We start from the raw sequence: 14,334 nt of genomic DNA, 5'->3' as shown, positions 1-14,334 counted from the left end.
GGATCCACCCGTCCGGACGGCCCATGGTGTCGAAGCATCGACGGTGGGCACATTGATGTATCGAAAATTGCCCCCGGGGAGGCGCCGTGAACAGGAGATATGCCCTCATAGTGCCGGTCCTGCTGGCCGCTGTGACGCTCGGCGCCACGCCCGCCCGGGCGGCCGGGGCCGGGTATGTCCGGCTCGCCCACCTCTCGCCGGACACGCCCGCTGTCGACGTCTATCTCCGGTCCGAGTCCGGCGCCACCGAGCCGCAGCGCTTCGACGGGGTGGCGTACGGCGCGCTGTCCGACTACATGCGGATGCCCGCCGGCACGTACACGGTGGCCATGCGCAAGGCGGGTGCCGCCGCGAGCACGCCGCCCGTCATCACGACGCAGGTGACGGTCGCGGACGGCGCCGCCTACACCGTCGCGGGCGTCGGGCGCTATGCCGATCTGGGCCTGCGGGTGCTCGCCGACGACCTCGGCCTGCCCGCGGCGGGGACCGCCAAGATCAGGATCATTCAGGCCTCCGTACGCGCCCCCGTCCTCGACGTGGCCGGCGCGGACGGCCGTCAGATCGCCGACGGTGTGCCCTTCGCCACGACCACCGGCTACCGCCAGGTCGGCCCCGGGCGCTGGACCGTCCGCGTCCAGCCGACCGGTGGCGGCGCGCCGAGCGACCTGCCGTGCACGCTCGGCGCGGGCAATGTCTACTCGCTGCTCGTCCTCGACGACGGCAAGGGCGGCCTGGAGCCCGAGCTGCACATCGACGCGGCGCGGCAGGGCGGCGTCCCGCGCGGGGGCGTCGCCACGGGCGGGGGAGGGACGGCGCCCCGGGTCACGGGCTGGGCGGTGGCGGCGCTGGTCGCGCTGGCCGGCCTCCTGGTGCTCCGGCGTCGTACGCGATGAGGCACCTGCTCTCCGTGGCGGTGGTGCTCGTCACGGCAAGCATGGCCGGGGCGGCGTCGCCACCGCGCAGTGAACGCGCCGTTCCCCGGGCGGCCGCCCCGGTCGTCGTACCGGAAAAATGGCCGGACCCTTTCGCGCACAGTGGGCAGGCACCCGGCGGGCCGCCCACCCGGCTGCGCGTCGCGGCCGTGGGCATCGACACCGGGCTGCAGCGGCTGCACCTCGGCCCGGACGGCGAGCTCGTGCCGCCCGAGGGCAACGACCAGGCCGGCTGGTACGCGGACGGCACCGCACCGGGCGACATCGGCCCGGCCGTCCTCGCCGGACACGTCGACTCGCGCAGCGGCCCGGCCGTCTTCTTCCGGCTGCGCGAGCTGCGGCCGGGCGACACCGTCGAGGTGACGCGCGGGGGTGAGCCGGTGACCTTCACCGTGACCGGCAGCGCGTGGTACCCGAAGACCCGTTTCCCGGCCGCCCGCGTCTACGGCCCCACGCCCGACCGGCAGCTGCGGCTGATCACCTGTGGCGGGAGCTTCGACCGCAGCGCACGCTCCTATCGGGAGAACCTCGTGGTGTACGCGGTGGCCGGGTGATCGAGCTACCGATGGTGATCGGATCGGACCTACGCTGGCTCAGGGGGGTGTGCGGATGACGGCCAGGCAGACGCTCGTCGCGGGGCGCTACCGCCTGCTCGACCCGGTCGGCACCGGCGGCATGGGCCGCGTGTGGCTCGCCCGGGACGAGATGCTGCACCGGGAGGTCGCCGTCAAGGAGATCATCCCGCCCGCCTGGATGACCCCCGCCGAGCAGGCCCGGCTGCGCGATCTCACGCTGCGTGAGGCTCGGAGCGCGGCCCGCATCGACCACCCGCACGTGGTGAAGATCTACGACGTGGTGCACACGGGCGACCAGCCGTGGATCGTCATGGAGTACGTGCCGTCCCGCTCGCTCTACGACATCGTCGGGCAGGACGGCCCGCTGCCGCCGGCGGAGGCGGCCCGCGTCGGCTCCGCGGTGCTGGAGGCGATCACCGCCGCGCACGGCGCCGGCGTGCTGCACCGGGACATCAAGCCGCACAACGTCCTCATCGGCCCGGGCGGCCGGGTGGTGCTCACCGACTTCGGCCTCGCGACCTTCGCCGACGACGGCGCGGTGACCGGGCCCGGGGTGGTCGTCGGGTCGCCGCACTACGTCGCGCCCGAGCGGGCCCGGGACGGCACCTCCACGGTGGAGTCGGACCTGTGGTCGTTCGGCGCGACGCTCTACGCGGCGGTCGAGGGCCGGTCCCCGTACGCCCGGGAGAGCGCGATGGCCACGCTCACCGCGCTCGCGACCGAGCCGCCCGACCCGCCCGTGCGCGCGGGGTCGCTCGCGCCGGTGCTGGCCGGTCTGCTCCGGCGCGACCCCGCCGACCGCCTGACCGCGCCGGAGGCGGCGAGGCTGCTCCGCACACCTTCTGTCGGCCGGGCTCCTGTGCCGCCGGTGGGACGACGCTCCTGGAAGCGGCCGGTGCTGGCCGGAGCGCTGGCGCTCGCGTTGCTCGGCGCGGCTGCCGGCTACCTCCTGCACGACGACGGCGGTGAGCAGCGCCGGGCGGCACCGGCGGTGACGTCGGTCCCGCCCTCGGGCACCGGCGGGGGCGGCGGCGGCTTCAGCCCGGTGGCCTGCCAGGGCGACCCGCCGGCCGGCCTGCCCAGGACCCCGCAGCGCGGCGCGGACAAGCTGCGCAACGGCTGGGCGCTCTACAGCGGCTGGTCCTTCTTCGCGCGGGACGACTTCCGGATCGCGGTGCCGGACGGCTGGACCTACCAGATGGTCGGCACGACGATCTGCTTCCGCGACCCGGCCAGCCCGCGGGTACTGAGCATCGACGCCTCCCGCAATCCCCGGGGCGACCCCGTCAAGGCCTGCCGGGAGGAGGCTGCGCGACTGCGGGGCGCCGGCGCGCTCCCGGGTTACCGGCAATACCGGCTCGACCGGGTCGCGTCGCTCACCCGCGCCGCGGACTGGGAGTACGCGTACGACGATCCGCGCACCGGCACCCGGATGCACGCCATGACGCGGTGGGTGGCGTCGGGCGGGGAGGGCTATGCGTACGGGCTGCTGGCCCGCGATCTGGACTGGCCGGCCACCTTCGCGACCTGGGGGATGATCGTCAGCACGTTCGCGACGGGCACCTGAGCGGTATGTCCCGGCCGGGATTATTCATCGACGTCCGTCGTTGTGATGCTCGGGGCATGAGACCTCTCGTCCTCGCCGGCGCGGCCGCGCTCGTGCTGTCCGCCACCGCGGCAGTCCCCGCCTCGGCTGCGCTCGCCGCCCCCGCTGCGCCCTTTGTCCAGGCCGCCGTCGCCGCTCCCGACATCCCCGTCGCGAGTGTCCAGGCTCACCTCACCCGGTTCCAGTCGATCGCCACGGCCAACGGCGGCAACCGCGCGCACGGCCGGCCCGGCTATCTCGCCTCGGTCACGTACGTGAAGGGCCTGCTCGACGCCGCCGGCTTCCAGACCCGCCAGCAGAGCTTCACGTACGGCGGGGCGACCGGCTACAACCTGATCGCCGACTGGCCCGGGGGCGACACGGCCGACACGCTCATGATCGGCTCGCACCTCGACAGCGTCACCGCGGGCCCCGGCATCAACGACAACGGCACCGGCTCCGCGGCGAACCTCGAGGTGGCCCTGGCCGTGGCGCGCACCGGCTTCGCTCCCGCCCGGCACCTGCGCTTCGGCTGGTGGGGCGCGGAGGAGCTCGGGCTGCGCGGCTCGACCGCCTACGTCAACTCGCTCACCACCGCCCAGAAGCGGCAGATCACCGGCTATCTCAACTTCGACATGGTCGGCTCGCCCAACCCCGGCTACTTCCTCTACGACGGGGACAATTCCGACGGTACGGGCGCCGGGGCCGGACCCGCGGGCTCGGCGGAGATCGAGGACGTGCTGGAGGCGTACTTCACGTCGATCGGCGTCCCCACCCGCGGGACCGACTTCGACGGCCGCAGTGACTACGGACCGTTCATCTCGGCGGGGATCCCGGCGGGCGGCATCTTCACCGGCGCCGAGGGCCGCAAGACCGCCGCGCAGGTGCAGCTGTGGGGAGGCACACAGGCGGCCTTCGACCCGTGCTACCACCGCTCCTGCGACACCACCGCGAACGTGAGCGCCACGGCACTGAACCGCAGCTCGGACGCCATCGCGAGCGCCGTCTGGACCCTCGCGCAGAGCTGACCGTGACCGCCTGATGCGCCCGCTGTGAAGATCGTTGTCTCACAGCGGGCACTCAGCGGACGCTGGTATTTTCTTCGGATGATTGGCAGTAGACGGCCGGGTACGGCCCGGCCCCTCGTCACTGAACCGCCTGCCCCCGTCACGCCATGTTGATCCTGGCAGGCCTTCTGCTCGTCATTCTGGTCACCGCGATCACGGGCTATTTCGTCGCCCAGGAGTTCGGCTATGTCGCGGTCGACCGCGGCAAGCTGCGCGCCGAGGCCGACCGCGGCGACAAGGCCGCCGAGCGTGCCCTCCAGGTGACCGAGCGACTCTCCTTCGTCCTCTCCGGGGCCCAGCTGGGCATCACGGTGACCGCCCTGATCGTCGGTTACCTCGCCGAGCCCTACCTCGGCGAGGGCTTCGCCGAGCTGCTCGGCCTGACCGGGCTGCCCGAGGGCGTCACGGCGGCGATCTCCGTGGTGCTGGCCCTGCTCATCGCGACCGTCGTGCAGATGGTCCTCGGCGAGCTCGCCCCCAAGAATTTCGCCATCGCCCGCCCCGAGCCCCTCGCCAAGGCGCTGAGCCGCTCGACGCTGATCTACCTCGCCGTCTTCGGCCCGGTGATCAAGCTCTTCGACAAGGCCGCGGCCAAGCTGCTGCGCCGCATCGGCATCGAGCCGATCGAGGAGCTGCCCGAGGGTGCCACCGAGGAGGACCTCGAGCAGATCATCGCCGAGTCCCGCGCCGAGGGGCACCTCGACCCCGAGCTGTCCGCGCTGCTCGACCGCGGCCTCGACTTCCGGGGCCGGTCGGCCTCCGAGGTCATGGTGCCGCGCGTCGACGTACACACCGTCAAGGCCACCGACACCGCGCAGAAGGTCGTCGAGCTGCTCGACACGGGCCGCTCGCGCTTCCCGGTGCGCGGCGGCGACGGGGTGGACGAGATCGTGGGCGTCGTCGGGATCGCGGACGTGCTCGGCGTACCCCCGAAGGAGCGGGCGACCCGGCAGGTGGGCGACCTGTGCGCGTCGCCCCTGCTGGTCCCCGCCTCCCTGCACCTGCCCGCCGTGCTGGACCGGCTGCGCGGCGGTCACCGGCAGCTCGCGTGCGTCGTCGACGAGTACGGAGGCTTCGCCGGCATCATCACCCTCGAGGACATCGCCGAGGAGCTCGTGGGCCCGATCCGCGACGAGGACGACCTGCCCGAGCCGGCGCCGGCCCGGCAGGACGACGGCTCCTGGATCGTCCCGGCCCGCTGGCGCATCGACGAGGTGGCCGACGCGACCGGCGTCGACCTGCCCGAGGACGACGACTATGACACCGTGTCCGGCCTGGTCATGAGCCACCTCGGCCGGGTGCCCCAGGTGGGCGACGCGGTCGCGCTCGACTCGGGCGCCGGCCTCGCCGTGCTCTCGGTCGACCGGCACGTGCCCCAGTCCGTGCGCATCACGCCGGCGCCCGCCCCCGCGCTGCCGGCGACCGAGGGGAGCGACCGATGAGCACCACGTGGGCCGTCATCTGCTCCCTGCTGCTGCTCGCGGGCAACGGCTTCTTCGTCGCGGCCGAGTTCGCGCTGGTGGCGAGCAAGCGCTACCGCCTCGAGCACGCCGCCGCCGAGGGCAGCCGCGCCGCCAAGGCCGCCCTGGACGGCAGCCGCGAGCTGTCGATCATGCTGGCCGGCGCCCAGCTCGGCATCACCCTGTGCTCGCTGGGGCTGGGTGCCCTCGCCGAGCCGTCCATTGAGCACCTGCTGCACCCGCTGCTGCACGCGGCGGGCCTGCCGGACGTCCCGAGCGGGATCGTCGCCTTCCTGGTCGCGCTGATCGTGGTCACCTTCCTGCACCTGGTCATCGGCGAGATGATGCCCAAGAGCTGGGCCATCACCGACCCCGAGCGCTCGGCGACGATCCTGGCGCTGCCGTTCCGGGGCTTCGTCGCCCTGGTCCGCCCGGCCCTGGTCGCGCTCAACTGGCTGGCCAACGCGGCGCTGAGCCCCTTCGGCGTGCACCCGCAGGACCAGCTGGCCCAGGCCCACGGCCCGGCCGAGATGAACATCCTGCTCGAACGCTCCCGCGCCGAGGGCACCATCGAGGCGGAGCAGGGCGAGCTGCTGACCAGCATGCTCAAGCTGCAGGAGACCACGATCGACCAGGTGCTCATCACCGACGACCACCTGGTCACCGTGCCCGTCACGGCCACCGCCCTGGACATCGAGGCGGCCTCCCTGGCCAGCGGCCGGTCGCGCATGGCCGTCCTCGACGCCGCCGGCAATGTCGTCGGCGTCGTCCACGTGCGCGAGGCGGTCCGCGCCACCACCGCGGACTCCCCGGTGACCGCGGCGCAGCTCATGGACCCGTCGTTCGTCCTCGCCGGCGGCGTCACCGTCACCGACGCGGTCACCCGCATGCGGGCGGCCCGAGCGCAGCTCGCCATGGTGACGCGAGAGGGCGAGCGGGTCGGCTTCGTGGCCCTGGAGGACCTCCTCGAGCAGGTCATCGGCGAGTTCGACGACGAGACCGACCCCGTGCCGGTCGGCCGCCGCATGCGCTGACGATCGCCGTTTCTCCGCGCGCACGCCCGGGCTTGCCGGACAATTCGGTCAGGATTGCCCGGGCGTGCGCGAGGGAAGGGTTGCGGCATGGACTTCGAGACGGTGCTGCGCACGTTCCACCTGGGCGGGCCCAAGGTCAGCACGGTGCTCGCCACCGCGGAGACCTACCCCGGCACGCCCCTGATGGGCGCGGTCCGGCTCCAGGGCGGCGACTACGACCTGGCCGTGGACACGATCGCGGTCGGCCTGGTCACGCGGGTCGAGGCGGAGGACGGCGACGCGCTGCTCGAGTTCCACCGGGCGTGGGTCGCGGCGGGCTTCACCCTGGCGGCGGGCGAGCACCAGGACATCCCGTTCACCATCACGCCGCCGTGGGAGACGCCGCTGACCCATGCGTACGGGCACCGGCTCGCCGGCATGTCCTTGGCCCTGCGCACCGAGGTCGAGGCGGAGGACGAGGTCGACCGGGAGGACGCCAGCCTGCTGACGGTCCACCCGCTGCCCGCGCAGGAGCTGGTCCTGAACGCGCTCACCGACGCCGGCTTCCACTTCCGGCACGCCGACGTGGAGCGGGGGGCCATCTACGGCGTACGCCTGGAGCTGCCGTTCTACCAGGAGATCGAATTCACGCCGCCGGCCCGATGGGCGCGCACGCTGGACGAGCTGGAGCTGACGTTCGTCGCCGACGCCGAGGGCGTCGAGGTGATCCTCGAGTACGAGCGGCACGGCGGGCTGTTCCGGGCGCCCCAGGACTCGTACGCCCGCTTCCGCCTCGGCCACGGCTGCTCGCCGTCCGAGGCCGCCGCGGCGCTGCACCGGGCCCTGCCCTAGGTTTCCGCACTGCACGAGTCCTCGGGGCGCGGCTTCCGGAGTCGCTGCCTGCGCTCCGGCGCCGGCGTGGTCGCCGCCCGTGCTGCATCCCCCTCGGCGGTTGCCGCTCCCTCGCACCCGGGCTTGCCGGATCGTCCTCTCGCCTCACTTCCCATTAAGTGAGACGCCCAGCAAAGATTCAGGTCTCCCAGCTTCGCGGCCGCGCTCTGTCCTGACACGCCATGCGACCAGCCGCCCTAACGCGCCCGAAATCTGTGAAATCGACGCTGGCCAGCCTGTGATTTCTATTAACAAATCTCGATGCCTTGTGGTTGCAGCTTCAACCTTTTAGCGTCGATCGAAACAGCCAGACCTCCCGATGTGCTCGCTTCCGGCCAGTTCGTGCCGGCGCCCTCTGGTGCCGCCCGTCGCTGTCCCGGTCCCGTCGCTGTCCCTCTTGATCCCCCTGTCCGGTCGACGTCCCTCGTCATCCCGTCGCTGTCCCGCCGCTGCCCGCTCGCCATCCCGTCGCTGCCCCCGCTGTCCTGTCGCTGTCCCCTCCGCTGTCCCGTCGCTGCAAGGAGCACCCATGGACAACCACAAGTTCGCCGCCCCGGCCTGGTCGATCTTCCGCATCGTGGTCGGCCTCCTCTTCACCTTCCACGGCGCGGCAACCGTCCTCGGCCTCTTCGGCGGCTCGCCCGCCACGGGCAAGGCGATCGAGGTCGGCGTCTGGCCCAACTGGTACGCCGGCATGATTCAGCTCGTCTGCGGCATCCTGGTGATGCTCGGCCTCTTCGCCCGCCCGGCCGCGATCCTCGCCTCCGGCTCGATGGCCTACGCCTACTTCGTCGTCCACCAGCCCGAGGCCCTCACCCCCAACCAGAACGGCGGCGTCGGCCCGGCCCTCTACGCCTGGAGCTTCCTGATGATCGCCATCCTCGGCCCCGGCACCTGGTCCCTCGACGCCCTCCTGCGCCGCCGCACCGCAGCCGCCCCGAACCCCGCCCCGGCCGGCACCCCCGCCCCCGCAACGGAAACCGCCAACGCCTGACCACCCCCGCCGCCGGGACCGCCGCACGTGACGGTCCCGGGTGGCGCGGGTCGTCCCGTAGGCCCGCAAGCTCGCGTGGGCCTGCAAGCTCGCGTGGGCCTGCAAGGTCGCGTGGGCCTGCAAGCTGCGTCGGCGCGTGCGAAATCCTGACGCGTGACGGCCCCCTTGGCAGACGGGGCAATCTGGTCCGAGTGCGGGGCAGAAACTGCTCCGCAGGGTGAGGCCAACCGCTCCAATCCCGGCTCGTTGCTCAGCTTTCCCGGCGCGTTGCTCACCTTCCGCGTCAAACCGCGCGTCTGCCCCGCGGGCGTCCTCTCCTGTGGCTCACCGCCCCTCTCGTCCCTCGGTGTCCCCTCCCGCAGCCGGCCGCTCCTCGCGTCCCTTGACGTCCCCTCCCGCAGCCAGCCGCGCCTTCAATTGCTCGCGGGCGCCCGGCCACTCCTCGCACGTCATCGCGAACAGCACCGTGTCCCGCCAGGTCCCGTCCGGGCGCAAGCGGTGCCGGCGGATCAGCCCGTCGCGGCTCGCGCCCAGCCGGGCGATGGCCCGCTGCGACCGCTCGTTGCGGATGTCCGTGAACCAGAACACCCGCTCGGCGCCCAGCATCTCGAAGGCGCGCTCGAGCAGCAGCAGCTTCGCCTCCGTGTTGACGCCGCTCCGCCACCACCGTCGCCCCAGGACCGTGTGCCCGATGCCGAGCGCCCGCCTGGCCGTGTCGATGTCGTGGTAGCTGGTCATGCCCAGCACCTCGCCGGTGTGCGGGTCGCACTGCGCCCAGGCCACCCGTTGCCCGGCCCATCGCTCGCGCTCGGCCTGCTCGACCAGCTCCGCCATCGCCGCGCGCTCGCGAGGCCGCGTCGAAGGCAGGAACTGCCACACCTCGTCGTCGGCCAGCGCGGTCAGCAGGCCGTCCACGTGCGACGGGGCGAGCGGCTCCAGCGCGACGTGCTGCCCGCGCATCCGGACCGCCGTGTGCCACGGTGAGGTCGGCGCGCCCGCGAGATAGGTCGGGGTCGGCTGCGTCACTCCGGCGGCCGGCTCGGGCGGACCGGCGATCGTCCGGATCGGAAGCACGCCCGCCCAGTGCGGCAGTCCCTGATCCTCCGGCTCGTCGATGACTCCTGACGCGCGGACGCGTACCGAAACCTCCGCCAACGGCAGGGCGAGGACCGCCGTGCCGGCCAGCTCGCGGGGTGTGGGTGGGCGGCTCTGGGCCGCCCGGCCGGGGCCGGTCTTTTCCACCAGGGCGGTCATCGCGGCGCTTTTCTCGGTGTCGTTCGTCACCAGTCGCGCGGTGCCCAGGGCGACCAGCGACCGGTAGTTCGCGCTGTGGTGGAACTGTGCCCGCGCGAACACCAGCCCGTCGAGCAGCGTGACCGACACGCAGACGGGCACCCCGGCCTCGCGCGCGATCAGGCCCATCCGGCCGCCGGTGGAGGCGTGCAGATAGAGCGTCTCGCCGACGCGGACGTGCATGGTCGGCAGGGCGCGGGGCTCGCCGTCGACGACGAAGGCCACGGAACAGTCGTACGCCTCGTCCAGGATGGCGTGTGCCGCCGCGCGGTCGTAGTGCATGCGGCCCCGGCTGCGTGTCGCGGTGGTGCGGGCGGTGGGCTCGTAGAGATCGGTCACCGGGGCCTCCTTGCCAAAGGCTCTGTGCTAGTACAGAATCATTCGTGTGGCAGAACAATATCAGGTCTCGGGCACCACCGCCGCCACGATTGCGGCGAGCATCGAGGCGGGGGTGCTCAGCGGCGACTTCGCCCGGGGGGAGAAACTTCCCGCGATCCGCCTGCTGGCCAATGTCCTGCAGGTCAGCCCCGCGACGGTGGCGAAGGCCTATCAGGAGCTGCGCCAGCGCGGCATCGTGGAGGCGTCGGGGCGCAGCGGCACCCGCGTGCGTCCGCGGCCACCGGTCGCCGGCCCGCGCTCCGCGCTGCGCACCGCTCCCCCGCCGGGCACGCTCGACCTCTCCAGCGGCGACCCGGACGTGCGTCTCATGGCGCCGCTCGGGCCGTTCCTGAGCGACGTGGCGGCCGGGCTGGGCGAGCCGGGCGACTATTCGGTGGCCGGTGTGCTGCCCGAGCTGGAGGCGGCTGCCCGGGCCCGGCTGACCGCCGACGGCGTCCCGGCCGGCGACGCGCCGATCGCGATCACCAACGGCGCCCTCGACGCGATGGAGAGCCTGCTCCTGACGCACCTGCGCCCCGGTGACACGGTCGCCGTCGAAGACCCGGGCTGGGCCAACCTGCTCGATCTCGTCGCCGCGCTGGGCCTGACGGCCGTCCCGCTCGAGGTCGACGACGAGGGGCCGACCACCGACAGTCTGGCCTCGGCGCTGCTGGCCGGCGTGGGTGCCGTCATCATCACCGCCCGCGCGCAAAATCCGACCGGCGCCGCCGTCACCGCGGAGCGCGCCGCGATGCTCCGGCTGCTTCTCACCGTGCACCCCGGTGTCCTGCTCATCGAGGACGACCACGCCGCCGAGCTGGCGGGAGTGCCGTTGCACTGCCTCGGCGGCACGACCGCGCGCTGGGCGTTCGTCCGGTCGGCGTCCAAGCCGTTCGGCCCCGACCTGCGCATGGCGGTCGTGACCGGCGACACGACAACCATGGGCCGCCTGACCGGCCGCCAGCGCATCACCACGGGCTGGGTGTCCACGATGCTGCAGAGCCTGCTCCTGCGTCTGTGGCAGGCCGAGTCGGTGGCCGAGCGGATCACCGCGGCCGGCGCGAGCTACGACCGGCGACGCCGGGCCCTGCGGGAGGCGCTGTCCGCGCGGGGGGTCCGGGCCCACGGTGCCACGGGCATCAACCTTTGGGTACGTGTGGAGGACGAGACCCGCACCGTCACCGAGCTGCGCGACCGGGGCTACGCCGTGGCGCAGGGTGCCCTGTTCCGGCATGGGTCCCCTCCGGGCGTCCGGGTGACCGTCAGCCGCCTCGACGACGAGGACGTGGAGCCGTTGGCCGACGCCCTCGCCGCCGCGGTGCTCCCCGCCGGTCCCGGGCCTTCGGGGCGCTGAAACGGGGGTGTCCCGGTTCCCTTCGGCGGCGGATCCGCGGGCGAGGGCGACGCTGCCGAGCCGGCCTGCGCCCCGCGTGGGCCGTGGCTCCTGCATCCCGGCTCTGCGCTCCTGCGTCCCGGCTCTGCGCTCTGCGCCCGGCTTGCCTTTACGCCCGGCTTGCCTTTACGCCCGGCTTGCCTCTGCGCCCGGCTTGCCTCTGCTGTGCGGGGTGTTCGTGCTGGTGGTACCCGATCGTGTGAGTCCGCCGGGCGTGGGCGTGGCGCGAGCGGGTAGAACGGTGGTCATGCCCAGGACTGATGCGCCCATCGGCGCGCAGCATTTCGTTCCGGCGGACGCGCACGAGCTCGACGAGCTCAAGGCGGCCGCGGCGCACTGCCGGGGATGTGAGCTCTACGAGGACGCGACCCAGACGGTGTTCGGCCGCGGCAACGCCGATGCCCGCGTGGTGTTCGTCGGGGAGCAGCCCGGCGACGTGGAGGACCAGAAGGGCCTGCCGTTCGTCGGCCCGGCCGGCCGGCTGCTGCGCGAGGCGGTCGACGACGCGGGCATCGACCCGGGCAGCGTCTACATCACCAACGCGGTGAAGCACTTCCGCTTCGAGCTGCGGGGCAAGCGTCGCATCCACCAGAGCCCCGGGCCCACGCACATCACGGCGTGCCGCCCGTGGCTGGTGGCGGAGTTCGCGCAGCTGAAGCCCGAGCTCGTCGTCGTGCTGGGTGCCACGGCGGCCAAGGCGCTGCTCGGACCGTCGTTCCGGGTGACACGGTCGCGCGGTCAGCTCATGCCGTGGCCCGCGTCCGCCCAGCATCCCGAGGACTTCCCGGTGGCCGAGGTGCAAGCGCTCGCCACGATCCACCCGTCGGCGGTGCTTCGGGCGGACGACCGCGATGCCGCGTACGCGGGGCTGGTCGAGGATCTGAAGGTGGCCGCCACGGTGCTCTAGTGTCGCGGCTCACCCCACAATCCGCAGGTCCTCGCGGCTCAGTGACGCACATCTCATCGACGAGCCCGCGGGTCCGCGAACCGGGGCTCCCGAGCCGCCGGGAGTAGGCTTCGAGAGTGCGGTTGACGGACTTCTGGCAGCGTCTTGAGCAGGCATTCGGCGGCGCCTACGCGCGCAGCATCGCGGCCGATCACTCGTTCTCGGACCTGGAGGGGCGCACGATCGATCAGGCCATTGCGGACGGTGTCGACACGGTGACGGTGTGGCGAGCTGTGGTCGCCGCATACCCCGATCGAGTGCCTGCGCGCCTGCGTTGAGCCGGTTTTTCGTACGTTTGTTCGGCGTGTCGCTCGATCGTCGTACAGGTGTTCGGCTATTGTCCTCAGCGGCGTGGTCATCCACAGGCCGCCACCGGGCGGCCGATTCTTGTCAGACCCAGCGTCTAGCGTGACCGCGTGGTGAAAAGCTCATCGGCGAAGACGCCTGCGAAGTCGAGTACAGGGGTGGCGGACATGGTGGCAGGACCTGACCGGGAGAAGGCTCTCGATCTGGCGTTGGCACAGATCGACAAGCAGTTCGGCAAGGGCTCGGTGATGCGGCTGGGGGAGCGGCCGGTGGTGCAGACCGCCGTCATCCCCACCGGCTCCATCGCCCTGGACGTGGCACTCGGGGTCGGCGGTCTCCCGCGCGGCCGGGTCATCGAGGTCTACGGGCCGGAGTCCAGCGGTAAGACGACGGTGGCCCTGCACGCGGTGGCCAACGCCCAGCGCAACGGCGGCATCGCGGCGTTCATCGACGCGGAGCACGCGCTCGACCCGGAGTATGCCCGGGCCCTCGGCGTCGACACCGACGCGCTGCTGGTGTCCCAGCCCGACACCGGTGAGCAGGCGCTCGAGATCGCGGACATGCTGATCCGCTCCGGCGCGCTCGACATCATCGTCATCGACTCCGTGGCGGCCCTCGTGCCCCGCGCCGAGATCGAGGGCGAGATGGGCGACAGCCACGTCGGTCTGCAGGCCCGGCTCATGAGCCAGGCCCTGCGGAAGATCACCGGCATCCTGAACAACTCGGGCACGACCGCGATCTTCATCAACCAGCTCCGCGAGAAGATCGGCGTCATGTTCGGCTCGCCCGAGACCACGACCGGTGGTCGCGCGCTGAAGTTCTACGCCTCGGTCCGCCTCGACGTGCGCCGCATCGAGAGCCTCAAGGACGGCACCGACGTCGTGGGTAACCGCACCCGCGTCAAGGTCGTGAAGAACAAGGTGGCCGCGCCGTTCAAGCAGGCCGAGTTCGACATCATGTACGGCAAGGGCATCTCCCGCGAGGGCTCGCTCATCGACGTCGGCGTCGAGCAGAGCATCATCCGCAAGTCCGGCGCCTGGTACACCTACGACGGTGACCAGCTGGGCCAGGGCAAGGAGAAGGCGCGCGAGTTCATGAAGGAGAACCCGGACGTCGCCGCCGAGATCGAGAAGAAGATCCTGGAGAAGCTCGGCGTGGGCCAGACCACCGGCGACGCCGCCGGCGGCCCGGAGCTCCCCCCGGTCGACTTCTGACGGATCCGCCGCACGTGTCGTGCGGCCGGGCGCGAGGCGATGAGGAGGCGCTCCTTCGGTGGCGGGGCGACGTGGTGCACGGGCCGGGCGCGGCTGGGATGCGATCCCGGACCGCCCGGCCGACGGGGACGACCCCGGTGGCGAGCCCCGGCGCGGTGCCTCCCGGCGCGGCAACGCCGGAGCGGGACGGCGCCGGGGTTCCCCGGCCGGCACCGACCCGTCGGCCGGCGACGATCCGTGGGCCGCGGGCGACGACCCGTGGGCCGGGACGGGCGACGGGCCCGGGC

At 72.7% G+C, this 14,334-nt stretch carries 12 protein-coding genes and 1 pseudogene; 12 read left to right on the top strand and 1 reads right to left on the bottom strand.

What is annotated here, in order from left to right; genetic code table 11:
- Positions 1-86 precede the first annotated feature (86 nt).
- The 8 genes and pseudogenes from RBH18_RS18825 (at position 87) to RBH18_RS18790 (ending at position 8,517) form a co-directional block, all read left to right on the top strand.
- The gene (locus RBH18_RS18825; RefSeq protein WP_306209523.1) at positions 87-893 is read left to right on the top strand and encodes a DUF4397 domain-containing protein; all 807 of its coding nucleotides are present in this window, start codon (positions 87-89) and stop codon (positions 891-893) included.
- On the top strand, positions 890-1,486 hold the full coding sequence (locus RBH18_RS18820) for a class F sortase (RefSeq protein ID WP_306209521.1): 597 nt from the start codon (positions 890-892) through the stop codon (positions 1,484-1,486). The genes RBH18_RS18825 and RBH18_RS18820 overlap by 4 nt, the downstream gene beginning before the upstream one ends.
- A 55-nt stretch (positions 1,487-1,541) precedes the next feature.
- Positions 1,542-3,074: a serine/threonine-protein kinase gene (locus tag RBH18_RS18815; protein ID WP_306209519.1), complete on the top strand. Its 1,533-nt coding sequence runs from the start codon at positions 1,542-1,544 to the stop codon at positions 3,072-3,074.
- Positions 3,075-3,130: 56 nt separating this feature from the next.
- Positions 3,131-4,117: pseudogene (locus RBH18_RS18810) on the top strand (M28 family metallopeptidase); the annotation flags it as partial.
- A 149-nt stretch (positions 4,118-4,266) separates the two neighbouring features.
- Positions 4,267-5,601 (top strand): hemolysin family protein, encoded by a 1,335-nt coding sequence (locus RBH18_RS18805; protein WP_306209517.1) that lies wholly within the window; start codon positions 4,267-4,269, stop codon positions 5,599-5,601.
- Positions 5,598-6,653: a hemolysin family protein gene (locus tag RBH18_RS18800; RefSeq protein ID WP_306209515.1), complete on the top strand. Its 1,056-nt coding sequence runs from the start codon at positions 5,598-5,600 to the stop codon at positions 6,651-6,653. The genes RBH18_RS18805 and RBH18_RS18800 overlap by 4 nt, the downstream gene beginning before the upstream one ends.
- A gap of 87 nt (positions 6,654-6,740) precedes the next feature.
- Positions 6,741-7,484 (top strand): sporulation protein, encoded by a 744-nt coding sequence (locus RBH18_RS18795; protein WP_306209513.1) that lies wholly within the window; start codon positions 6,741-6,743, stop codon positions 7,482-7,484.
- A gap of 568 nt (positions 7,485-8,052) precedes the next feature.
- Complete coding sequence (locus RBH18_RS18790) at positions 8,053-8,517, top strand: DoxX family protein (protein WP_306209512.1); 465 nt, start codon at positions 8,053-8,055, stop codon at positions 8,515-8,517.
- Positions 8,518-8,841: 324 nt separating this feature from the next.
- On the opposite strand, the gene RBH18_RS18785 is transcribed toward RBH18_RS18790, so the two are convergent.
- Positions 8,842-10,149 (bottom strand): bifunctional pyridoxamine 5'-phosphate oxidase family protein/GNAT family N-acetyltransferase, encoded by a 1,308-nt coding sequence (locus RBH18_RS18785; protein WP_306209510.1) that lies wholly within the window; start codon positions 10,147-10,149, stop codon positions 8,842-8,844.
- Positions 10,150-10,195: 46 nt separating this feature from the next.
- Between RBH18_RS18785 and RBH18_RS18780 the strand changes: the two genes are divergently transcribed.
- The 4 genes from RBH18_RS18780 to recA all read left to right on the top strand — a co-directional run bounded on the left by RBH18_RS18780 (position 10,196) and on the right by recA (position 14,047).
- A complete protein-coding gene (locus RBH18_RS18780) occupies positions 10,196-11,542 on the top strand; it encodes an aminotransferase class I/II-fold pyridoxal phosphate-dependent enzyme (protein ID WP_306209508.1) in 1,347 nt (448 codons plus the stop codon).
- Positions 11,543-11,828: 286 nt separating this feature from the next.
- Complete coding sequence (locus RBH18_RS18775) at positions 11,829-12,488, top strand: UdgX family uracil-DNA binding protein (protein WP_306209506.1); 660 nt, start codon at positions 11,829-11,831, stop codon at positions 12,486-12,488.
- A gap of 116 nt (positions 12,489-12,604) precedes the next feature.
- The gene (locus RBH18_RS18770) at positions 12,605-12,805 is read left to right on the top strand and encodes a DUF3046 domain-containing protein (RefSeq protein ID WP_306209503.1); all 201 of its coding nucleotides are present in this window, start codon (positions 12,605-12,607) and stop codon (positions 12,803-12,805) included.
- A 195-nt stretch (positions 12,806-13,000) separates the two neighbouring features.
- On the top strand, positions 13,001-14,047 hold the full coding sequence (recA, locus tag RBH18_RS18765) for a recombinase RecA (protein ID WP_305782766.1): 1,047 nt from the start codon (positions 13,001-13,003) through the stop codon (positions 14,045-14,047).
- The last annotated feature ends 287 nt before the right edge of the window (positions 14,048-14,334 follow it).

It is taken from the genome of Actinoplanes oryzae, assembly GCF_030757795.1.
In the GTDB taxonomy this organism is placed as follows: Bacteria; Actinomycetota; Actinomycetes; order Mycobacteriales; family Micromonosporaceae; genus Actinoplanes.
This window is presented reverse-complemented; position numbering and strand designations above follow the sequence as displayed.

Coding starts and splice junctions, on each gene's coding strand:
- RBH18_RS18820 (WP_306209521.1), top strand. CDS start 890: ATGAGGCACCTGCTCTCCGTGGCGGTGGTGCTCGTCACGGCAAGCATG.
- RBH18_RS18815 (WP_306209519.1), top strand. CDS start 1,542: ATGACGGCCAGGCAGACGCTCGTCGCGGGGCGCTACCGCCTGCTCGAC.
- RBH18_RS18805 (WP_306209517.1), top strand. CDS start 4,267: ATGTTGATCCTGGCAGGCCTTCTGCTCGTCATTCTGGTCACCGCGATC.
- RBH18_RS18800 (WP_306209515.1), top strand. CDS start 5,598: ATGAGCACCACGTGGGCCGTCATCTGCTCCCTGCTGCTGCTCGCGGGC.
- RBH18_RS18795 (WP_306209513.1), top strand. CDS start 6,741: ATGGACTTCGAGACGGTGCTGCGCACGTTCCACCTGGGCGGGCCCAAG.
- RBH18_RS18790 (WP_306209512.1), top strand. CDS start 8,053: ATGGACAACCACAAGTTCGCCGCCCCGGCCTGGTCGATCTTCCGCATC.
- RBH18_RS18775 (WP_306209506.1), top strand. CDS start 11,829: ATGCCCAGGACTGATGCGCCCATCGGCGCGCAGCATTTCGTTCCGGCG.
- recA (WP_305782766.1), top strand. CDS start 13,001: ATGGTGGCAGGACCTGACCGGGAGAAGGCTCTCGATCTGGCGTTGGCA.